The organism is Methanohalophilus sp. (assembly GCF_030156785.1).
Lineage (GTDB): Archaea > Halobacteriota > Methanosarcinia > Methanosarcinales > Methanosarcinaceae > Methanohalophilus.
Map to the genome: position 1 here is coordinate 1 of NZ_JASGLW010000007.1, position 22,532 is coordinate 22,532.

Below are 22,532 nucleotides of genomic sequence, written 5' to 3' on the forward strand. Positions count from 1 at the left end.
TGCACTGAGTTTGCCACGGGCTTTCTCAACAGCTGCTATTACAGCATCTTTTTTACAGCTGACGATAGCATCTGCTAATTCTTTGTATAATTCTTCGTTGCTCATATTTATCTACCACGTCAATGTGTAAGATATTTGAAAGTTCTAACCCTACATGAGGCAGAAACGCCTCAGAAGGATAAGCGTAATATTGCGGATATTTATCTACAAGGACCTGTTATAGTCATTTCCCTCTGCACATTTTATTAACTACAAAGAGGCAGATAAATCAAGAACGGGTTCTGTATCTGATAGATACAGAAACCGTTCTGGTTTTACAAACGGCCTGAGGTTCTTTGTACCTTCTTAGAAGTCACTTACAAAGCTTCTGGCAAGATACAATGCAATAGCAGAGATGATCAGAACCAAAACGATCCATGCCCATTCAGCCATTGGTACAACGGGATCTCCAAGCAAAGTACCTTCCCAAACTTCCATATAACTAAGTGCCATTTCAGTCCTCCTCACTTAATTTCATTGCTTCTGCCCATTCACGGCCAAAGTCTGTAATCCTGTATTTATGGAGAAGAAAATCTTTTTTGAACACGCCATCCTCATCCACTTGTTGTTCAAGGTCTTCAATCATACCTGCTGAAAGCAACTCCAACAGATCAAAATTGATAGTATCCCTTCCATAATTGGACTCCATACTACAGGCTTTCTGGATAGGAGGCACGATATTATAGTTCCAGTGTTCTCCACCATCCAGAAGCGTCTTTATTATCTGGAATTTTATAGGTAATGTGGCCAATTCAATCACCTCTCAGGGAATCAATATCACTTGAATCTTCACCAAAAATCACAAAACTTCCGGTAATACAGAGCAGACCTCCAATGAGAGTTGTTGAAGTCGGGGCACCACCAAGGAAGAGCCAGATAAAGATCACTGCAAAAAGACCATAGAGGTTCCCTATTGCCTGTCCCTTACCAACTCCTATAAGCGGGAATGACTTGTACCAGGTCACATAACAGTAACCAAAGGTCAGACCTGCAAATGCCAGAATCATTATAGTAATCGGAGTGAAGACCTGAATTGCATATTCGTATATTGGATAACCCATGAGTGCAAACAGCGGCAACAATACAAGGAGCCAGATACCACCTTCACTAATGAAACGGATAGTAAGACCTGCATCAGGTTCTGCCATGTCCAGTGCCTTACCGGCAACAGCACCTTCAACACCCCATCCGATAGCGGCCATAAGACCTCCGGCAAGACCAAGCCATGGGATACCTCCAGTGACCTCACCCATAAACTGGCCGCCGTATATGCTGACACCACCGATAACGATCAGTAAAATGCCTATATAACCTCTTTTTGTAATACGTTCACCATACCAGAAATATGCGAGCATGCTACCAATAAGGGGATACAAAAGACCTGCTACAGCGGCGAATCCCGCTCCGATGTAACCTCCGGCAATATATGTGCCGTAGACTGCAAGTAAACCAAAAATACCTGCAGCAAAGAACCATTTGGAGCATGTCTTAAACTGCACAAGGGTGCGCTTAAGTTCACCCATCTTACCAAGATACAGGTTCCAGATAAGAAGAGCAACAATTACCGCAATGGCATTAAATGCCGAGATCAGTGCTGCCGTCACAACATAAGCTGCCGAGCCACCGCTGGTTGTATCAATATTCATGAACATATCGCCAAACGGTTCTGCAACCCATACGAGGTAACCGGGGACATACCAGAGACCCCACAGTAAGGCACAAAAGAATGCCCACATAAAACCATAACGATATTTTTTCTTATTTTCAAGACTTTTTAAAATTTTAACATCCAAAAATATTCCTCCTCCAGTTCATTTCCTCATTTACAATAATTTATAGTTGAAACAATTGATATTTGTCTTTACAGATGTTATAGATCATAGATATCAGAGGCGCAATAAAGCATTATTTCAACTGTAAGATACAACTGAAATAATGAAATGGGAGATGTATCCTTAAGGATACATCCCTTAAAGACAAACTTACTCAAGAGCTGCCTTACATTTTACGACTACATCTGCGGAGTTTTCACCGTAGATGTCCGCACCTATCTTGTCTGCCCAGTCCTGGGTGACAGGTGCACCGCCAACCATGGTCATGACCTTGTCACGAACTCCGGCTTCCTTGAGCTGTTCTTCGATCTGGGTCTGGAGAACCATAGTGGTGGTCATGAGTGCAGAGGAACCGACAATGTCAGCACCATCCTTGGCAGCCTGAACATATGCAGAAATTGGAACGTCTCTGCCGAGGTCGACAACTTTGAAACCTGCAATCTTGAGCATGGTTGCAACGATGTCCTTGCCGATGGTGTGAATGTCACCTTCGATGGTACCGATTGCGACTGTGCCTTTGTTTTCAGTTTCTGCTGCTGCTTTCTCGAGCTCGGGAGTGAGTATTTCGACACCTGCGCTCATTGCTTCGGAAGCGGCGATGACGTGAGGCAGGAAAAGAGTGCCCTGCTCAAACTGATCACCTATTTCGTTCATACCGGCAGTGTAACCATCCTGGATGAGGGAAACAGGATCGAGACCAGCGGATATGCATTCTTCTGCGACTTCAACAACGGCATCGTTGTCGAACTCCATGACTGCGGCTTTTCCTTTCTCGTTTAATTCTTCTTGAGTAACCATTTTTGTAAACTCCTGAATGTTTTTAAAATTACATTGAAGCCCTGACTGCTTCATCGGCCTTGTCCACTACAGCCTTCATATCTTTCATAAGGTCTGCATCGACTGGTGTCACTTCGTGGTTCTTGAGGACATCAACAACTTTTTCGTGTGCAACAGTAGCAAGGTCCTTGGAACCAGCTGCTTCCCAGTCCCCAAACATGTTCCTGTCGAACAGTGATGGATCAGAAACGATACTAATGTACTCCCTTGTCTGTTTGTGTGCAAGGAAGTTGTTGCCTATACCAACTTTCTGGATAGACTCAACACCAAGTGTTAGTTCGTTGACAGGAATTCCACGCATTGCGGATTTTGTCATTTCAATTATGTCGTTGTCGATTACCAGTTGTTCAAGGGAGAAGGTCATACCAAGCTCAAGCATACCTGCACCATACAGGGTGTTACAGCCTGCAAATGCTGGAAGAAGAGTGGTCATTGTCTTCTCGTGTCCTGCCTGACCATCTGGTATCTTGGAATCTGCCTAAGAACCTGCCACAAAAGAGGGGAGGCCATAATACTGTGCAAGTTTACCGACTGCAGCACTAATGAGTCCAAGCTCAGGAGCACCTACAGGTGCTGTACCTCTCTTCAGATCGAAGGTGGTGGTTGAGCTACCATACCAGACAGGTGTACCAGGTACAGTCAACTGTGCGAGCACGATACCAGCAAGAACCTCTGCGTTGTGTGTAACAAGAGTACCTGCACGGAATACTGGTGAAGAACCACCGGACATAGCCATACTCAGGACGTTAACAGGAATGCCGTAGCGTGCACCCTTGATAATGACCTGACAGGCGTTAACACTGAGTTCGAGTGGGCTGGTTGGGCAGAGAAGCATAGAGAAAATTGGCTTCTTGCGGGCTTCTTCATCGTCGCCACCATAGTAAGCATCGATCATTTGCTTGTAGTAATCGACATGTTCACCCACAGGGTCTATGTGGTGATAGTGTTTTGAGGTGTTCATTATTGGAGTAAATGTTTCGTGAACATCCTGTGCACCCTTTCCTGCCCAGTCTCTTGCGGAAACTGCAAGAGAGTAGTAGTCAATGTTGTCTGCCCAGTCACAAAGTTTTGCTGTTGTAGCAACATCTTCTTCGACTGAATCGACTGTCTTGTATTTGCCGGGACCCTCATAGTTGCACATCTTGACACCTGTACCGAAACAGGTCCAGTTTACTTTACCAAGGTGCTCCTGCGGGGTGTTGTTCTTCTTATCACGGCCCCAGAGGACAAACCTTGATGGTGCATCCATAAGAGCCCTTCTGACAAGATATTCAGGGATTTTTACAACCTGTGCCTTGTCATCTACTTCACAACCAGCATTTCTGAAGATGTCCCTTGCTTCTGCATCGGAAACCTGAATACCTGGATTCTGGAAAACCTGCATTGTTGCATAGTGTATAAGCCTTAAGTCTTCCTCAGAAAACAGGTTAAGCTCTACACCTTCCAGTGGTCTCTGTCCTGGATAGTAGTGTTCTTTCATTTTCCTTTCACTCCTTATTTTTAGTTTTATTTAGTATGTAACAAAGGCGGAAGCATAGTGCACAAACCAGTGATCCCTACCAAGGGACACAACTGGAATGAACCAGCAATTTGCAAATGAACCCAACAATCTGTTTCAATTATGGAACTTGGGATCATTAACAGGCTTACAACCTCCTCATAAGTGTACAAACTTAAATTGCTAGACTTGTTAAAGTTGTAGCTTCCACCTTTATTGCAAGCTATCAATAGCTTGTTTTAGTTACTGTTATATATATGTATCGAGGGCAAGAAGAGGAATATATGTACTAAAAATAGTACAAAAAGGAAAATTAAGAGTAGATGATTTGGGTCCCTCATAGGGATTTTACACAAAACAACTCTATTTGTGGAAAACGCGATAGTTTTAACAGAATTGTTCAAAGAGAAAACAATAGCTTGCCCGAATGTAGATATATACAGAATATAAAGAGAGAATTAGATCAAGCAAATTTACTCATTTTTTGATCTTAGTACATATGTACAACGAATGATCAGAACAATTTTATGAAGTTGCAACAACCTAAAAAAACTGATCGAGAATGTGCATAATAAACATTGAAAAAACACAGAAAGATGCAAACATTTAAATAATATATGTGCCGCAAGTTGCGGCACCCGTCAAAATTGCGCACCCTATGGGAATTTGCCAACCCCTTTGGAAAAAGCATATTGTGTGAGAAACTGCTCGCCCTAAAGAAGTTGCATAATAAAAATCCCAATTATTTGATATAGATATCTAAGTAATGAATTGCATTAACTGGACAAGCTGCAACACATCTGTGACAACTTGTTCCCAGACACCTCTCGCTATTATAGTTAGCATACCGTACGCTGCCTTTTTCCACAATCTTAATTGCATCCTCTGGACATTCAGCCTCACATTTATGGCAGAGGATACAATCCCTGGCATGTTCCTCAATAGTGATACCAATATCATCGAGAATACTAAGACCCTCTTTACCAACGTCATCAATGTCCTTTGAAACGCGTTTTTCAATAACCACTGATTCACAAATTTCCGGTAATGTCGGAAGATTGTACATTTCAAGCATCTGATTATATACCTCCATGGGCATACCCTGCGTCCAATAGGAAAGCTCACATAGATAGAACTTGGAAAAAATATCACTTGTTGCCATCATAATGTGATCAGCCTTAATCTTGTGGGCTATGGCTATCACCACATCAAGCTTTGACTTGTCAAGCACAAGTTCCCTTGCAAGAGCCAGAGAAGTATTTCCAAATTGTACAATATTCTTCGCAAAATTCGGGCAGGATCCAAGTCTCCTTGCCTTTTCAGCATCAACATAAGTTCCTGTAGCACCCGACATGTACACATATTCGAGATCTTTGTAAGGTACCCCCGCTTCAACAAGGAGTGTTAGGTGAGCTGCACGGATAGCACCGATCGCTTTCCCTGCCTCTTCAATATCTTTTGTAGTGATCACAACGTCCTTTGCAAGAGTCAGTTTACCGTCAGGAAGTTCCGGGATCTGTCCAAAGCAACAGGAAGTATTACTACATACACCATACTTCATCGCTACAGCCAATGCAGAAACGACACCTGTGCCGGTAACACCCTTTGCAACCAGATCTGATTCTTCTATTATTTCACCAGAAATAGGATCTATAAGATGAGCTTTCTGAGGCACCATATCTTTATCAAGGATAGTTATTCTCCAGTAGTCACCTTCTACATTGACATCAGATATTGCACCCGGACTAGCAAGCATACCGCAGCTTATACCTTGACCTTCAATGGCTGGCCCTGCCGCAGCGCTACCTGTAATTATTTTGTCACCAACCTTTAGTGCCATTTCCGCATTTGTGCCATAATCAGTTACAATTGCCGGTGCCGTTTGATCCGCAAAATCAGTCTTAATCATCATGGCAAGGGCATCAGCTCCAATTTCGTGCTTAATTGCAGGAGGTACGATGACAGTACAGTTGGGAAGATCTAAAATGTCTTTAAAAAGTTCATTTGCTTTGAAGACCCGCGCATCACGGGTAATGTTCTGAACACCAAGCTTCTTTTGCTTGCTTTCACCTGCATATGCCAGATCCCTTATCTCAATGTTCTGAAAGAGTGATAGCTGGATGGGATTCCCACAAACAGCAAGCCTTTCAATTTTAGAATTATCAATGTCGAAGAGATTGATAATCTCTTTAATAGTATCAAGAATTATTTCATGGGCAATTTCTTCCCCAACCTGAATTGCAAAATCCAGGTGATCCATAACGTTTCCGCCTGGAAGAGGATGCCTCATCGTAATAGCTGTCTTTATCGTTTCCTTTGATTCAAGATCAATCAATTGAGCCCTGAATCCACTTGTTCCCAAATCAAGAGCAATTCCATACACTAAGATCACATCTTTAAATGATAGATTTTATTTGAATAAATACAATAGTTAAATGAACTTGATACATATAAGGTTTTGTACCCGAGATGCAAAACCAGTGTATTCAGATCTATTTTGACATTAAGTACCCCTTCCGATATCAAATCCAAGCAGGAAAGTTCCCGTTCCAGATTCATTATTATGACAAATGCGTTTCTTGAGATACTCATCAGTTGGTGGAGAAGGGGATGCAAGATATGCGCTGGAGATATTTGGAAGACACTCAATTTCATTACATTTCTTTGGAGGCAAAACCACTACAAGAGGTTCACATTTCCCACCCATTGAAGAGAGGGCATTTTTATTATAGATTATAATATTGCCCATCACAATAGCATCATCGGAGTTTGCAAGTTCCTTGAGTTTTTCTTCATCGTCAGTATCTTCACCAACAACTTCTCCATTTTGCATGAGAATTACATTGGGTGCCGGAGGCCACTCGTAATCCATATCTGTGGTGAATACCAACAAGAAGTCAGATTTGAGAACTTTCTTTACTCCTTTGTTATCCCCTCTTCCAAGACCCATCAAGGTCATCTCGTCTGCTTTGGCTTCCATTTCTTCGATTACACGCCGATCTTCATCGGTTAACACTTCACAGTGTCCGACACCCTTTATCTTGGATAATTCATCTATTACTTTATTGATAACATCCTCGTTTTCCAAATTAGTCCCTCCTTTAAATTTTGGATTAAACAAATGGCTGATCTCAAAAATATAAAGAAACTATTTTCCCTCCATATTTAAGAATATCGAAAAGCTCGTGTAAATAGTGGTTGTGTCAACAATTGACAAAACCATTATATACTTTGCCATAGAAAATGTTCCATAACAATAAAATAAAAGGACTGGTGACTTATGATAAACATAAAAGTAAACTCAAATATCTGCGGTTACAAGCATAAAATCCATGGCGAGAAAAAAGGGAAAGAGATATCAATTGACATCAAAACAGGATGTAAAAAAATAGCTCAAATGTCCCACCTTGATGTTCCAATGATGAAAATATTTGATATTAAAGACAATTATGTTACAGAAAAGGCACATGAAGCAAAAGCATGTGCATCCTGTATTGTTCCAAGCGGAGTTCTTCATGCCTGTAATATAGAAGCGGGATTCATTTCCGACACCCTTGCAAAAAAATCAAAATATGTAAGCATTGAATTTATAGATGAAGATGAAGAATCCAATTGATCTCAAATTCAATTTTTAACAGAAACGCCCATTTTTTAATTATAAGATTACTGCATCAAAACAGAGAACAAAGCTAGCAAACCTATTTATCCAAAACACCTATAAAAATAAGGAAACAAGAACATAGGACTGATTTTGATGCAGATAATACCATATGCACCTATAGAAAGAGTCATCCGGAAGGCAGGAGCAGAAAGAGTTAGTGAAAGTGCAGGAGAGGCCCTTGCCGAAATCTTACAGGAGCATGGCTTGAAAATCTCAAAAGAAGCTATCAAACTTGCAAATCATGCAGGCAGGAAGACAGTGAAAGCAGAGGATATCTTGTTGGCTTACGAAATGATGCAATCACACAATTAAGCAAAAAGTTCAGATTCCTGCAATGCTAATGCCTGCAACTGTCAGTGAAGTAACAATAATTCCTGCAATAAGAATCCCTAAAAATATAGCAGGCAATGCATATTTGAAGTGAATCCCGAATACAAATGCCGCAACACAGCCTGTCCATGCGCCCGTCATAGGAAATGGGACTGCAACAAAAAGAGTAAGTGCAAGAAGACCAAATTTTTCAAACCTCTCGGAATGGTTTTTTCTAGTTCTGCTAAAGAGCCAGTCAAAAAACATATCCATGAATCTGAATCGTCTCAAATAGTTTGAAACAGGGTCAAGAAATAGCAAAAGAGGGATCACAGGAAGCATGTTCCCGATTATTGACAGCACATATGCATCTACTGGTCTAAACCCGTAAACGCCTATCGCAAGTGGGATTGCACCCCTTAGCTCGGAAACCGGCAAAGCTGCCAATATGACTGTTGACATCCATGGCGGAATAGATGAAAGAAAGTCTACCAGCACTTCTTCAATGGGCATAGAGGTTATTACTCCACAATTGGATCTGAAAGGCGTGCCAAAAGTGCATCAAGCTGGATCCTTTCATCAGCTCCTTCTGTAAGCCGGAAATCTGTTTCTCCAAGAGTATCCATTATATGAACAAGTTGTTTGGAAGGAATTTTCATCCCAATAAGTGATCTGTAAATCTGCCCCACTACATCCTCGCCGGAAAGACCCCTTTCTACCATAAGATTGTCAAGCATTTTGCGTGCATTAAGGAAATTTCCGGACAAAGCCGTTTCAAGGAGCTTGACAATTTCTTCCGGATGGGCTGTGGCAGTTATTCGATAGATGCTATCAGAATGTATGGTAGTATCAAACATTGATGCTGCCTGAAGTGCATTGATGGCTTTTCTCATGTCGCCACCTGAAATATATACTATTGCCTCAAGTCCGTCATCTGCAATATCCAGACCTTCCTGCCTGGAAATGTAGATGCACCTTTCCTTAATGGCTTCACCGGAAAGGGGACGGAAACGATAGACAGCACACCTAGACTGAATGGGCTCAATTATACGGGAAGAATAGTTACATGAAAGGATAAACCTGCAATTACTTGTGTAGCGTTCCATTGTCCTACGAAGTGCAGACTGTGCATCTGAAGTCAGTGCATCCGCTTCGTCAAGGAAAATAATCTTGAAATCCGCACCTCCGATAGGAGATGTTTTTGCGAAGTTCTTGATTTTGGTTCGCACTACATCAATGCCACGTTCATCAGATGCATTCAATTCGGTAAAATTCTCATTCCAGTCATCGCCGAACAGTTCCTTTGCTATAGAGACAGCTGTTGCGGTTTTACCCACACCAGGAGGACCTGAGAACAAAAGATGGGGGAGGTTCTTTGTTGATACATAGGACTTTAGCCTTTCAATTGCCTCGGTTTGCCCCACAACATCTGATAGTTTTTGAGGACGGTACTTTTCGATCCAAATCTCTTCTTTTATAGAAATTCCTCCCGCAAAAATATGAAAGAGATGAACTGATAATGTCAATATGGTTTTTAAGCCTTATGAAAAAAGGAAGTAATCAGGATTCCTGATATACTTCATTGTAAGCAATCTTTCCTGATATCGGAAGCCTGAATTTTGATCCCCTCCACGCCATAACTACCAATACAAGATAGATGAATAGTGAAAAGAATCCAAGGAAATCAGCAAACAGCCATCCAACAAAAGGCACCCAACCCACTGCGTAGACAATAAAGGTCAATGGAAGGAATGTAAGCATGGACTGCAATGCATGGAACTGAACGAAGCGGTTGTTCCTCTCAACTAAAAGGAACAGGAGTCCGGTAATCCAGAATCCAATATAGCATAGCACTGCTTCCACATTTTCATTTAAACCAAGAGTCGTTTGATATTTTTGTTTCTCCATATGGTATCACCTCATTTCTATGCATTTCTGCGGACATTTTTCCACACATGCACCACATGCAGTACATTTTTCCTGATCAATCTCGGCAAGGAAATTGGTGACGTGTATGGCATCTGCAGGACATGCTTTCTCACAAAGCTTACATCCAATACAACCAAACTTACACACTTCTTTGACAAATTTGCCTTTATCATTAGACAGGCACCTTACATGCACTTTTTCATTTTCCTTTGCAAAGACTAGTATGTCGTTGGGACAGGCTTCAATACAGAGACCACAACTTTTACACAGGTTTTTGTTAATATGTGGAAGCTTATCCTCTCCAATACGAATAGCATCAAATGGGCATGCACGTACACAGGTCCCACGACCCATGCAGCCATAGCTACAACTTTTTTCACCATCTGAGAGCATCATAACTGCTTTACAGTCCTCCATACCAACATAGTCAAACCTGTTGGTACAGTTGACACCTCCCTGACAGCGAACATAGGGATATTTTTTTTCACCTTCGGAAACTTCCTGACCTATAATATTGCCTATCTGTTTGGCCACCTCAAACCCTCCCACAGGACAACCTGTGAGGGGAGCACCTTCCTCCACAACACGCGCTGCAAAGTCGGCACAGCCTGCATAGCCGCATGCTCCACAGTTGGCACCTGGCAGGATTTCAAGTACCTCATCCACCAAGGGATTAGTTTCTACATGGAATTTTTTGGATGCTGCAATGAGCATAATACCGATTGCAAGACCAAGGCCTCCGAGAACTGCCATGGACTGAATTAACAGTGTTGTAACGTTCATAAGGGAATCACCTTGAAGTAGTTAACAAATGCCATTGCTAGCATAGATGCTATAAGAAATGCATGCGGGAGGCCTTTCATAGCGGAAGGTACATTCATGAGAGTTACACGTTCACGGATACCTGACATCATCAGCATGACAATTGTATAACCAAGACCTGCGGAAAAACCAAATACCACACTCTGGATAAATGAATATTCACTCATCACGTTCAAAAGAACAGCACCCAGTACTGCACAATTTGTGGTGATCAACGGTAGGTAAATACCAAGTGAGTGGTACAACGAAGGTAGGTTTTTACGTACGACGAATTCCACAAGCTGCACAAGAGCTGCAATAACTACAATGAAACTTATCAATTTCAGGAACATCAGGTCAAGGGGTACTAACACAAATGTATAAAGCAGGAAAGAAACCACGGAGGCCATTGTCATCACAAAAATAACAGCCCCAGACATCCCTGCTGCACTTTTGGTGTCCTTGGTCACGCCTACAAATGAACAAAGTCCAAGGAACTGTATGAGAAGAAAGTTTCTAATGAAAACGCCATCCATAAATATGGAAAACAAAGAAACATCAGCAGCCATTTTATTCACCTCTCTCCAGTTTTTTAGCCCTGCGGTAATTCACAATCGCCATGAGTGTACCAATTGTGAGGAATGCTCCCGGTGACAGGATCATATAGGTGGCGGGATTCATCATAGGTATTGTGAAAAGAAGATGTCCGAAAACCTCAATCTGCCCTGTACCAAACATTTCTCTGATTCCACCAATGAGCACGAGAACCAGAAGAAAACCTGATGAAACTCCCAGTGCGTCAATAAAGGAATCAAAGACTCCATTGCGGTTTGCATATGCTTCCGCACGGCCGATAATAATACAGTTAACCACTATCAAAGGAATAAAGACACCAAGTGCGTTATATAGTGCAGGGGTATATGCCTCCATAACCATTTCAACAATTGATACAAAGGTAGCTATAATCAAAATAAAAATCGGGAGCCTTACCGAAGCCGGAATCTGTTTCCTCAGTGCTGAGACCATAATATTTGAACAAATTAGTACAAATGCAGTACCTGCAGACATCCCAATAGCATTCTCAACCGATGTTGTTACTGCAAGTGTTGGACATAAACCAAGCACAAGACCAAAAATAGGATTATCCTTTGTGATACCACGCATATATTCATTGAAAACATTACTCATTGTTGTTCACCACCTCAAGCTTCATGCTCCTTTACTAAATCCACACCTGCGTTGAGGGCATCAATAACTGCCTGGGAGGATATTGTAGCACCTGTAATGGAATCGATTTTTCCTCCATCTTTTGATAATTTCATATCTGCCAGTGGAATACCTATGAATTGGTTCCTGAAATCAGGTTCTGTTATTTTTGCGCCAAGACCCGGGGTTTCACCATGTTTCATAATCTGTACGCCTGTAATTGTAGAGAATGAAGTATCAACTCCACCAACAATCTGTATTGGACCCTGCGCTCCGGGATACTCCTGGAAAAATGCATAACCAACCAGATTTCCAGACGAATCAAATGCCCTGTAATAAAGTATCGGAAGGTCACCGTCTTCATTTGCCACGGAACCGTAAACCGGCTCAAATTCACTGGCTTGAGGAAGAATCTCTGCCAGTGCCAGTTTTTGTGCTTCTATTGAATTAAGCTTGAGCTGCTCCTGAGTAGGAACATAAGTGATCCCGAGTAATGCAGATGCAACAAGGCAAACAAGCACAAGTTTTCCAAGAATTATGGCAATATCTTTTCTTGAGTCACTCATCCAAATACACCCCCAGTTTCTCAAAGGGTATTTTATCCATTATCTGATTGTATTTACGCTGGAAGAAAGACTCTTCGGCATAAGAACCTGGCAGGGTGTTATTGTCTATGAAAGAAGCAACACAGTTTGCAAGGAAGAGGCCATAGAAAGTCGCGTAGATATAATTGTCAAAGTGTCCGTAAATAACTGTAAGGACACCACACAAAATACCATAAATGATCCTTCCATTCTTTGTGACCGGAGAAGATGGTGTATCTGTTGCAAGGAAAAGTACACCAAAGATGAAAGCGCCTGTCAATACATAAGATAAGCTATCACCGATTATAAGTGCAAATACAATTGTTGTCAGGAAATAAAACACTGGAATTCTCCACTCTATATATCTCCGGTAAATCAGATATACTCCACCAATCAGTGCAAGAGGCGACACGCCTATTAAATGTCCTGCGCCTGTTTCAAGCACAAGATCTGAGATTGCACCGATCATCGGGAAAGAAACCGGTTGCATTAGTGGTCCCCATGCAAGACTCAGGAATACCCACGCTGCTAAAACTGGATTAAACACAGAGGAACCTAGTCCCCCAAACGCGTGTTTTGCAATGGCAACGCCGAAAATCGAACCAATCATAGGTATCCATATGGGTACTTCCGGAGGAACCACAAGTGCGATCATCAAACCAATTAATGCTGCGTGTCCGTTGTTAATTTCCAAGGGCTTATCAAATACTTTCTGGATAATCGCTTCTGTAACCACTGCAGCTACCATACTCACAATAATCAGTGCGAGGGCATACAACCCAAAGAAATAAACAGCAACAATACAGACTGGGACAAGAGCAAGTATTTTTGCAAATATAATTTTCCTCAAAGTTATATCCTGTTTCCTATGAGGAGGGGCTGAAATTGTAAATGTCATAATCACACACTCCCACAAGAGCATCCTAGCTTAAGATTGGATGATTCCTTTGGTGGCACATCTTCATATGCTTTTTTAATTGCAACTTTTGCATAACGTATTAGTTGTAAAATCGGGATTTTTGAAGGACAACTGGCGGCACACCTGCCACATTCAATGCAATTGTTAACATACATTTGATTGCATTCATCAAAACGTCCCTGATCTGCAAGTGTCGCAAGCCTTGCAGGAATCAGATTCACAGGGCAAACATCTACACATCTTGCGCAGTGCACGCAGGGAAGTGGCTCATCCCTGAGAACCTCACTTTTGTCCTGTACTGTGATCGAAAACGTAGTCTTGGTAACAGGAACTTCATCCACATACTGAGCCACACCGGTTATCGCACCATTAGCAATGAGTTTGCCGGGCTCACCTTTGTAACCGCCACATGCCTCAATTACATCCTTGAAAGGAGTTCCTATTTTTACAAGAATCTTCTGAGGATTATTTACCTTCCCTGATACTGAAACAACCGTTTCTATGTAGGGTTTACCGTTGTGGACAACATCATAGAAAGCTTTGGCAGATTGTACGCTGCATATTGCAACTCCAACTGAAGCTGGATTACAATTGAAAGGTACATGCCTGCCAGTTACATTGTAAGTAAAGAGGTTGAGAATGTTCTGCCCATAAATACGATCTTGTGATAATATCACAATGTCTGATTGCTGGTCCTTGAAGTAGTAGCTTGCACGTCTTTTTCCCACGAGGGGTGCGACATTCAATCTTTTTCCATCAAACACTAATCCATCAAAGGCTGAGATGAACTCACTATTATCATTACGCAGAACAATCGCACCATTGGATGCATTGGAAGCTTTCATCAGAAGTTTCAGAGATTCAAGTATCTGGAGCGCATAGTCACGGGGGGATTTGTAATCTCCCCATATCCACTCTGATGCAGTAGCATTGATCAAAACAATGTCAATATTAAAACCATCGCCAGGCCTTAAAACCAAGTGTGTTGGGGTTCCATAGTTCTCCACAATTCCTGCATCTTTGATGATTGAAATAAGTTCTTCCTCTTTTGTAGCATCCCTTGGAGTGAAATCTACACATTCCGCAACCTCAGTTGGCTTTAGAATAACACTCATAACTTTTGTACCAGATGGAGTGGGGAAATCTTCAATTGAAATCACTTCTCCGCAGATACTGGAATGGACCGCTGCACAGATGTCGGAAGTGCATTCTCCTATTTTTTGCCCGACTTTAACGATGTCTCCTTTGCTTACAAGGGGTTCACAGACAGTCCCATTATGCTGTTTGAGTGGGATTATTACTTTTTCAGGGATGTTTTTCATAATTGATATTTCTGCCAAACCGCATCAACTCCTTAGAAAGCCGGTTCCCTCTCTACTTCCGGCGGTTTTTCGCCTGGTATTGTTACTTTTATCACCTGTGCTGAGAAATCTGTGGGCGGATCAGTTTCTGCAGGGTCCCTGTCATAACCGAGCATTGCCCAGTCAATAACAGGTTTTATATCATGACATGTTTCACAATCCGGCCTTTCCACAAAGTGGATATCCTGCAATACCGGAGTCGCTGATGCACCGTGACAGTCATCACATTTAAGAGGATCTGTCATACCTATTTCTGATCCGGAAATACCATGTCCCAGCCTGTAATACAGATCAACTTGCCTTAAAATAGCATTGGGATAATCAGGTGTACCATCGCCGTTTCCATCATATGAACGCATTTCTTCAACAGTAACTTCACCGTCTGCGTTAGTATCCGCAGCCAATACATCATCATTTGGAATTGGGTTTCCTTTCAGGGCACTTGTATCTGGAAATGCAACTATCTCCTCATCAAGTCCTTCGTCCCACCAGGCACCGTTAATCACATTGAAAGGAGCAAGTACTGAATTTTCAGTCCTTTCTCCTGCCACATTAAGACCTTCCGAAACACCAGTGGTCCATGCAAGTGTGGGAGAGAAATCTGTCATATGATATGTGTCCACACGTTCACCGTTTGACCAATTAAAAGATGCAATTGGAGTTCCGGCGGGGATATCTCCTCCGGGGAGGCGTGGAATATGGCAGGCAGTACAATCAAGGAATTCAAGATGGAAATCTGCAGTTGCACCGTGGGTGATTCCCGCATGACACGATTCATCAGTACAGCTTTTCACTGAGATAACATCTTCGTGAACAGAAGATCCTTCGCTATGTTCAGTTTCCAATATGGGAGCTTGTGCTCCAGCGATATTATGTTCATGTGTTTCATGGCATTCCACACAGGTTACTTCCGCATGTACATCAAATTCTTCATAATCTTCAGCACCCCACAACACCGGCATAACCTGTGCATCTTTAATGTGACAATTGTTGATACAGGAAGATTTCTGAGGTGCTCCATTTACAGTATCATGTAATATCAGCAAAACCGGAGCAGGAGTTAAAACATCTAGAGCATAAGTGCTGATTCGTATGGGATCCTGCTGCACAATAACCCGAGCATCTTCCATTGCTGCATCATTAGCATTTTCATAATTGCCATTCTCCAATTCCAGAGCCCTAGCTTCGGCATCATATAGACCATACTGCTCATGACATATCATACAGTCAATTCCGACACCGTATTCATCGAGGATTCCACCACCCGGATGATAACGACCGAATTTCTGCACCCAGGCATCCTCACCTTCTGATTCTACCTGGAAATTGGTTAAAGGTTCCCATTCAGGGACTCTTTGGACATGCGTGGACTCTGATACTTCATCATAGTCCGCAAAAGGAACGCCAACATGACACCCTCCACAGCTTGAATCAGACCACTTACCTTCTGTCATATAATGGTGGGCAAGTGCTTCATTACCACTGTAGCCAAGATATATGTTGATGCCTGCAAACGCAAAAACAATCAATGCGATCGCAACAAGAATACCTCTAAGCTCCGCCATAAAAATCACACATCTTTAAATTCATAAATTCCCGAGACGTAAAGTATTGAATATTAGCATCACTACTGGCAGGATTAAGTAATTATGTCCAAATCCTGATAGCCAGCGGAGATAACAATGTTGTTCCATAGTTGTTACTGATTGCAAATCTTGACTTATTTACTGTATTTATAGCTTTCGAATTGTCCATAAAATGGGCTTCGAAATGTGTAGAAATGTCATGAATGTTAATTTTGAGTCCCAAATTTGCAATGGATTTTAAAAAGTTTCGCCATAATATGCATGTATTTCCAGGTAATTCCCACTTTCCCCCAAAATTTAATATTTATGAAAACCCACCAGTGGACATGGACGCAAAGATTGTAATCGCATTCATGATCCTGATAATCGCATCAATTGCTTTTGTGGAATTAGGTTCTGAAAACGAGATTCCTGCTAAAATCGAAATCTACAGCCAGACAAGGGAAGCAATGGGAACCACTGTCACAATTGCTGCTGTCGGATCGAATGAAGACCAAATGTATGAATCTATTGACAAGGCGTTTGAAAGGATTGAAGAAATTGAAAGCTTGATGAGCACTTACAATGACCAAAGCCAGTTATCCATCCTCAACAAAGAAAAAAATGTTGACAATACTGACCCTTCACTTGTCTATGTTTTAGAAAAGTCAATATACTACAGCGAGATAACCTCTGGAGCTTTTGATGTCACAATTAAACCTGTACTTGATCTCTGGGCAAGTAAATATGGAGATGGAAAACCAAATCAACCCCCTACACAAGACGAAATTAATGACGCCCTCCGTCTTGTGAATTCCTCTGCAATAATAATCAACGGAACTTCTGTTTCAATCAATGAGGGCATGGAAATTACCCTTGGGGGAATAGCAAAAGGTTATGCAGTTGATGAAGCTGCAAGAGTTCTGATATCCCATGGGGTTGAAAATGGCTTTGTCAACGCTGGAGGGGATGGATTTTACTTCGGAACAAAACCGGATGGCAAACCATGGATTATCGGATTGCAGGATCCGGAGAAAAAGGTCGATCCTGTTACCGTAATGACACTTTCTGGCAAAGCTGTTACAACCAGCGGAAACTATGAGCGATACTTCAATGATTCCGCCAGAGTTTCACATATTGCAGATCCACGCACAGGTTATCCGGTTTCAAACCTCATCAGTTCAACTATAATCGCAGATTCAGCCTTAGAGGCAGATGCTCTGGCTACATCCGTATTTGTTTTGGGTGAAGAAGATGGACTGAAACTGGTGGAAAGTCTTGAAGGGGTTGAATGCCTGATAATAACCCCTGACAAAAGAATTGTCAGAACAGAAGGTTTTGAAGCCTATGAAACAGTTGATTATTGAAGTGAAAACTCGTGGAGAGTCTCATAAATCGGCCCCTCTGGGGTTAAAGTACTTTTTTTGAGCTTAAAGCTGGTTACTTCAAATTCACCGAAATATTTGTCCCCATATTCCTGCAGGAAATTTTTCAGCTTTTCCTTTTGCTCGCCCTTGAGGAATTTTACCCTACCAATGGTTGCATGTGAAATATACTCATGTTTGTCTTTTTTAAAGCCCATTCCATCAAGAGCATGCTCAACCTGCAAATGAAGATTATCAAATTGACCCCCTAATCCCAACCAAATAATCCGCGGTCTTGAAGAAGATGGGAAAACACCCACCATTTCAATTCTGCACATAAAAGGAGAAGCCTTCACTTCATCAAGCCTCTCTATGACATCAGGTATCCGGGAAGTTTTCACATCTCCTAGAAACTTAAGCGTTACATGAATATTAGACGGATGAACTACCTTGATCCCTTTTATGGCATTCAAATCAGAGAGAATATCTTCAAATCCTTTCTTGAGTTTTTCCGGAATATCAACGGCTACAAAAGTTCTTATCAAAATAATCACTTCCTTGTTTCCAAAAGGAACAGAAACAATATCTAAAAGACGTCCCTTCTTTAATATAGCAGTATGTTTAATAAACATACAAAGCATATTTATAAAAAAACTGTCGGGGATGGAATGGAATCCATTGAAGTACTAATAGAAAGTGCCTTGAGGCTGGCAGAGAAAAACAATGCAGCAGCAATCCTGATTTCAGGAAATATCACATTTCCCATTGAGACAACTATTCCTGTGTACCAGCTTCCGGGAAATCCAAACACTTTTGTAGAAAGTTTCATTCCTCCTGATAGTGGCAATCTTTCTTCTATGAAAGATAATCTCAGAAGGGAAACAGCATATCACATCTCTGATATCGAGAAGGCAGCATCTATCGAGCACATTATAGGGGAAATGAAAAAAGGAATTGTCCTTGGAATCTCCATATCAAGCGAATCCGTAGCTGTAATTTTTCATGATTTCTCAAAAAGCATTTTTCTTAATGCAATTCAGGAGTGTGAGAAACGTATTCCTCCGGAAGTTATGCGTGCTGCATTGCGGTTATGTCTTGAGATATCTGCTGCTGGCCGTGAGGGAAGGCATGTTGGAACGGCATTCCTGATTGGAGATCACGAAGAAGTCATGCAGCGTTCACACCAGATGATTCTGAACCCCTATTCCGGGCATCCGGATGAAGAACGAAATATACTTGATAAAAAGAACTGGGAATCCATAAAGGAATTTGCACTTCTGGATGGCGTATTTGTTGTTTCGGCTGAGGGGATAATCCAGAATGCGGGACGTTATCTGGATGTTGACGCAAAAGATCTTGATATAAACAAGGGATTCGGAGGACGACATGTGTCCGCAGCGGCGATGACACGTGACACTGTGGCAGTTGCTTTAACCGTATCAGAATCCGGCGGTACAGTCCGATTATTTATGGATGGTAAGGAACGACTATCTATTGAAGCCAGTGACAGACCTCTAAAAAATAATTAAATCCTGAACCTGAGGATTGCTGCAATACCTCCAAGGGCAGCAAGTTTTTGTCCAGGTTCAAATTCTGTGCTTAACACCACAAGTTTTCCTTTGGAATATTCCACATTCCGGATGAACGAATCTATGCTACCCTCTTCCCGTTCCTGCCGCAGATATTCATCAGCAACAAGAAGTGTCTCGATTGCACCGTAATCCTGTGCCTTGCAAACTTCTTCCATCCCGTATGCAGCTTTACCATCGATCGATATTTCCTTCAAAAGCTCGTCCATCAGGGCAGCTTCCCTCGAAAGGCGAGATTGCTCCACTAACCTGTCAACCGCACCTCTTCGCAGTACTTCCTGGAAACCAGACATTCCGATGGATGAAGTGTCTTCGATTAGAATTCTTGAAGCCAGTTCAGGCTCTCTGGTTTTTACATAGTTGAGGAAATCTTCTTTTGTAAATCCGGGACCTGCAAGCACAATGGACTCTTCTCCCGTAAGGGGATATTTTAATTTTTCCAGAAGTGTTTCAAAGAAATCTTCCCTTAAAGATCCTTCACCTTTACCGGAAGACTGGCGAACATGGGCATATAATTCAATACCATAATGTCGTACAAAACCAATATCTGCATCACCCTCTTCCACTGCGACAATTATCACTTTTGGTCGCTTAGCTGCCGCTTCAGCTTCCTCTATTCTCTCAAGCTGATCTCCTTTCCATACTTTGACAATTGAAATGTCATTCCCTTGCTCTATGTTCAGGGTGTGATAGGAGCCCTCATCCATACCATGTTCTATAGGACCATGCAATCTCAGACGGTTTGAAAATTTGTGGAATTCAAGAGATTCAACCAGAATACCAAGGCGAACTGTTTTTTTCTCCGACTTTTCGGGTCGTAGCTTGTCAGTTGCGGAATCAACTTTCCTTTTGGTAAGGGCAAATACGAGATCCCCTGGCTCAATAATATATTTGAGATGCCATAGATCATCCAGCGTTTGCGGTACAAGGGTAATCTCTCCTTCATTTCCCTTAAGATTCTTTTTCAGAACTCGCATTTACATACCTCAGTTTACTCCGCTTAATCTCTTCAATTCAGAACCGCCTGGGGGAAGCATCATGGCGATTTTATCAGGAGATGCGATCTGTTTCACAAAATGTACATCCCCCAGCTTTTCCACATATATCCTGTAGATCTTTTTGGCAATGTCATTCTGGTTAAATTTACCGGGAACAAGTTCAATTACGTGTTCAGCTCTGGATTCCACGGCTGAAAGCGGACCACCGATTACACGGGTTTCCTTCCCAAGCTCAAGACCTACTGCAGCACTTACGGGTACATCCCGCATATAGTTACGTTCTCCCCGTATTACAAATGAACCCTTCCTGAGATATTCTCCCGACTCTGGAGTTTTGGTAACCTGCTCGGGTAATATCCAATAACAATCCCCTGCAAACTGTCCTGCCTTCCAGATACTGGAGTTGGAGACTACGAATTGGGCAACCTCATCAAGGGTAGACTGGGGAACTTTCATCCCTTGGGTTTTTATGATAGTCATGGGCGCTCCCGGTGCCTGAGTATGGAAAACTACATCCCTTTTTTCCATGTACTTTTTGACGATTTCCTCATTCGTGGCAGCGTCACGTCCTGCAACCACAAAAAAACCATCCGATGAAACAAACCACCTGAAGCGATCATACCAGTGTTTCTTGACAAAGGCTTTCCTTGTGGCAGCCTTTTTCTTGCTCTTTCTCTTTTTCATCTGCTGGCGTGTTTGCTCAATTGCGGCAAGGGCTCCTTTTCGCTTCTTTTCAAGCTTTTTGACCTTTTCATAGTAGACAAGAGCATTCTGGGGAACCGTCTTTCGCACATCGATATTCGCCTTTACACCATTGAGATTCATGGTGACGATTCCTTTGGAGGAATCGATATTAACAACTGATCTTGCCGCCTCAGATTTTTCTTTTGCACCATCAATTATCTTACAGATTTCCTGCCATGAATAACCTTTTTCACGTGCTGAAGACAGAACACCTAGCAATCCTTCGATGTCCTGATAGTATTCATAAATACGTTCAGCGGTTTGAGTATATTTCTCGATTTCCCTGCCAAACTTATTAATTGCATCTTCCTGCTGCTGGAGACGCCGGGCAAGAACATCGACTTTTTCTTTTTTGACTGATTCCTTTTGTTCCTCAAAAGTAGCTGCTGAACGCTTTCCAAAAAACTCATCCAGAGCCTTGTTAAATGATTCGTAGTACTGTATTTGATAACCTGAATACTGCTTCAGTTCAAAGGGGATGACATTGACATCCACTTGTTTGCCATTTTGTTCCTCTCGAACTATGCAGGGCTTTAATTTACCTTCTATAAGTGGTTTAAATACTTCTTTCAAGCCTTCTATCAGAGCATTAATTTCCTTTTCTTCAAGTGAAGCCGCATCTAGGGTCTTATCTATACCACTGCGCAGGCACACTTCTTCGGCGTATACCCCTCCCAGATTAAACCTACTGGCAATCGTACGCACAACATCGGCATTTGAGGAATGGAAGATCTGGGATAATTGCTCACTGTCAATGTCCAGCGGACTTAACTGTGCCTCAGGATACTGGTAGATTTCGCCACGCCTGATACGCCTGCCCTTAAAAGTAACCGGTTTCATCGGCAGGATGATGCGACGATTCTTATCAAGTAAAACAATATTCCCCTGCCCAAAAAGCTCGACAACTAGGACAGTAGTTTCACCTCCTCTTATAATATGTATCTCCACAATCCTGTCGAAATCATATTGGTTAATGGAAAGGATTCTGCCTCCCATAATGTGCTTTCTCAAAAGCATTGGGAATGCCTGAGGAATCTTCGGGCTGGGTCGAATGTAGTTGCTCAGATGAAAACGTTTGCCCAATTCAATTACAAGATTTACGCGACCTCTCGTAAACAGGTTCAGATTAATGCGTAATTCTTCCTCTGCCGGCTGGTAAATTTTACCGATTTTTGCATCTACCAGTGTCATAGAAGGAGTGTTGAATTCATTTATCAATGCGGCAACATCCACACTTGTCATTTCTTCTTTCATGGCCGATACTAATAAAGGAATAGATGCTAAAAAGGTTTGTCC

The 22,532-nt window shown here is 42.0% G+C and carries 23 protein-coding genes and 2 pseudogenes; 4 read left to right on the plus strand and 21 right to left on the minus strand.

Features of this window, described 5'->3' with window-relative positions; translation table 11 throughout:
• The 8 genes and pseudogenes from PWQ49_RS04895 to PWQ49_RS04930 all read right to left on the minus strand — a co-directional run.
• A pseudogene (locus PWQ49_RS04895) lies at positions 1–105 on the minus strand (dimethylamine corrinoid protein 3); the annotation flags it as partial.
• Positions 106–345: 240 nt separating this feature from the next.
• Entirely contained in the window at positions 346–492 is a 147-nt protein-coding gene (locus PWQ49_RS04900) for a hypothetical protein (protein WP_300608588.1), read from the minus strand.
• A 1-nt stretch (position 493) separates the two neighbouring features.
• Entirely contained in the window at positions 494–790 is a 297-nt protein-coding gene (locus PWQ49_RS04905) for a hypothetical protein (protein ID WP_300608590.1), read from the minus strand.
• A gap of 1 nt (position 791) precedes the next feature.
• Positions 792–1,832: a DMT family transporter gene (locus PWQ49_RS04910; RefSeq protein ID WP_300608592.1), complete on the minus strand. Its 1,041-nt coding sequence runs from the start codon at positions 1,830–1,832 to the stop codon at positions 792–794.
• Between the two features lie 189 nt (positions 1,833–2,021).
• Positions 2,022–2,669: a B12-binding domain-containing protein gene (locus PWQ49_RS04915; protein WP_300608594.1), complete on the minus strand. Its 648-nt coding sequence runs from the start codon at positions 2,667–2,669 to the stop codon at positions 2,022–2,024.
• Positions 2,670–2,697: 28 nt separating this feature from the next.
• Positions 2,698–4,188 (minus strand): annotated as a pseudogene (gene mttB / locus PWQ49_RS04920) ([trimethylamine--corrinoid protein] Co-methyltransferase).
• 760 nt (positions 4,189–4,948) lie between these two features.
• The gene (locus tag PWQ49_RS04925) at positions 4,949–6,589 is read right to left on the minus strand and encodes a methylamine methyltransferase corrinoid protein reductive activase (protein ID WP_300608596.1); all 1,641 of its coding nucleotides are present in this window, start codon (positions 6,587–6,589) and stop codon (positions 4,949–4,951) included.
• 120 nt (positions 6,590–6,709) lie between these two features.
• Positions 6,710–7,294 carry a hypothetical protein gene (locus tag PWQ49_RS04930; RefSeq protein WP_300608598.1) on the minus strand — a complete coding sequence of 195 codons (585 nt, stop codon included), beginning with the start codon at positions 7,292–7,294 and terminating at the stop codon, positions 6,710–6,712.
• Positions 7,295–7,486: 192 nt separating this feature from the next.
• Here PWQ49_RS04930 and PWQ49_RS04935 point away from each other — a divergent pair, with 192 nt between their 5' ends.
• Positions 7,487–7,822, plus strand: coding sequence for a hypothetical protein (locus tag PWQ49_RS04935; RefSeq protein ID WP_300608600.1), 336 nt, complete (start codon positions 7,487–7,489; stop codon positions 7,820–7,822).
• Positions 7,823–7,960: 138 nt separating this feature from the next.
• Positions 7,961–8,179 (plus strand): histone family protein, encoded by a 219-nt coding sequence (locus PWQ49_RS04940; protein ID WP_300608602.1) that lies wholly within the window; start codon positions 7,961–7,963, stop codon positions 8,177–8,179.
• A 9-nt stretch (positions 8,180–8,188) separates the two neighbouring features.
• Here PWQ49_RS04940 and PWQ49_RS04945 read toward each other — a convergent pair whose 3' ends face one another.
• From PWQ49_RS04945 to mmcA, 10 genes are all read right to left on the minus strand, one after another.
• The gene (locus PWQ49_RS04945) at positions 8,189–8,689 is read right to left on the minus strand and encodes a small multi-drug export protein (RefSeq protein ID WP_300608604.1); all 501 of its coding nucleotides are present in this window, start codon (positions 8,687–8,689) and stop codon (positions 8,189–8,191) included.
• 8 nt (positions 8,690–8,697) lie between these two features.
• A complete protein-coding gene (locus PWQ49_RS04950) occupies positions 8,698–9,654 on the minus strand; it encodes a replication factor C small subunit (protein WP_300608793.1) in 957 nt (318 codons plus the stop codon).
• 82 nt (positions 9,655–9,736) lie between these two features.
• Entirely contained in the window at positions 9,737–10,084 is a 348-nt protein-coding gene (locus tag PWQ49_RS04955; protein ID WP_300608606.1) for a hypothetical protein, read from the minus strand.
• Between the two features lie 6 nt (positions 10,085–10,090).
• Positions 10,091–10,888 carry an Rnf electron transport complex subunit RnfB gene (rnfB, locus tag PWQ49_RS04960; RefSeq protein ID WP_300608607.1) on the minus strand — a complete coding sequence of 266 codons (798 nt, stop codon included), beginning with the start codon at positions 10,886–10,888 and terminating at the stop codon, positions 10,091–10,093.
• Positions 10,885–11,475, minus strand: coding sequence for an Rnf electron transport complex subunit RnfA (gene rnfA, locus PWQ49_RS04965; RefSeq protein ID WP_300608609.1), 591 nt, complete (start codon positions 11,473–11,475; stop codon positions 10,885–10,887). Before rnfA ends, rnfB begins: the two co-directional genes overlap by 4 nt.
• A 1-nt stretch (position 11,476) precedes the next feature.
• Positions 11,477–12,094 (minus strand): Rnf electron transport complex subunit RnfE, encoded by a 618-nt coding sequence (gene rnfE, locus PWQ49_RS04970; protein ID WP_300608611.1) that lies wholly within the window; start codon positions 12,092–12,094, stop codon positions 11,477–11,479.
• A gap of 14 nt (positions 12,095–12,108) precedes the next feature.
• A complete protein-coding gene (rnfG, locus tag PWQ49_RS04975; RefSeq protein ID WP_300608613.1) occupies positions 12,109–12,678 on the minus strand; it encodes an Rnf electron transport complex subunit RnfG in 570 nt (189 codons plus the stop codon).
• Positions 12,671–13,594 (minus strand): Rnf electron transport complex subunit RnfD, encoded by a 924-nt coding sequence (gene rnfD / locus PWQ49_RS04980; protein WP_300608615.1) that lies wholly within the window; start codon positions 13,592–13,594, stop codon positions 12,671–12,673. The genes rnfG and rnfD overlap by 8 nt, the downstream gene beginning before the upstream one ends.
• Positions 13,595–13,596: 2 nt before the next feature.
• Complete coding sequence (gene rnfC, locus PWQ49_RS04985) at positions 13,597–14,955, minus strand: Rnf electron transport complex subunit RnfC (protein WP_300608617.1); 1,359 nt, start codon at positions 14,953–14,955, stop codon at positions 13,597–13,599.
• A gap of 14 nt (positions 14,956–14,969) precedes the next feature.
• On the minus strand, positions 14,970–16,541 hold the full coding sequence (mmcA, locus tag PWQ49_RS04990) for a methanogenesis multiheme c-type cytochrome (protein ID WP_300608619.1): 1,572 nt from the start codon (positions 16,539–16,541) through the stop codon (positions 14,970–14,972).
• A gap of 347 nt (positions 16,542–16,888) precedes the next feature.
• Here mmcA and PWQ49_RS04995 point away from each other — a divergent pair, with 347 nt between their 5' ends.
• Positions 16,889–17,908, plus strand: a complete 1,020-nt coding sequence (locus PWQ49_RS04995; RefSeq protein WP_300608621.1) for an FAD:protein FMN transferase — start codon at positions 16,889–16,891, stop codon at positions 17,906–17,908.
• On the opposite strand, the gene thpR is transcribed toward PWQ49_RS04995, so the two are convergent.
• Entirely contained in the window at positions 17,902–18,537 is a 636-nt protein-coding gene (gene thpR / locus PWQ49_RS05000) for an RNA 2',3'-cyclic phosphodiesterase (protein WP_300608623.1), read from the minus strand. The genes PWQ49_RS04995 and thpR overlap by 7 nt on opposite strands.
• A gap of 36 nt (positions 18,538–18,573) precedes the next feature.
• Here thpR and PWQ49_RS05005 point away from each other — a divergent pair, with 36 nt between their 5' ends.
• Complete coding sequence (locus PWQ49_RS05005; protein ID WP_300608625.1) at positions 18,574–19,434, plus strand: diadenylate cyclase; 861 nt, start codon at positions 18,574–18,576, stop codon at positions 19,432–19,434.
• Here the strand turns inward: PWQ49_RS05005 and PWQ49_RS05010 are convergent.
• Both PWQ49_RS05010 and rqcH read right to left on the minus strand, forming a co-directional pair.
• On the minus strand, positions 19,431–20,471 hold the full coding sequence (locus PWQ49_RS05010) for an mRNA surveillance protein pelota (protein ID WP_300608627.1): 1,041 nt from the start codon (positions 20,469–20,471) through the stop codon (positions 19,431–19,433). The genes PWQ49_RS05005 and PWQ49_RS05010 overlap by 4 nt on opposite strands.
• A gap of 9 nt (positions 20,472–20,480) precedes the next feature.
• Entirely contained in the window at positions 20,481–22,490 is a 2,010-nt protein-coding gene (gene rqcH, locus PWQ49_RS05015; protein ID WP_300608629.1) for a ribosome rescue protein RqcH, read from the minus strand.
• Positions 22,491–22,532 lie beyond the last annotated feature (42 nt).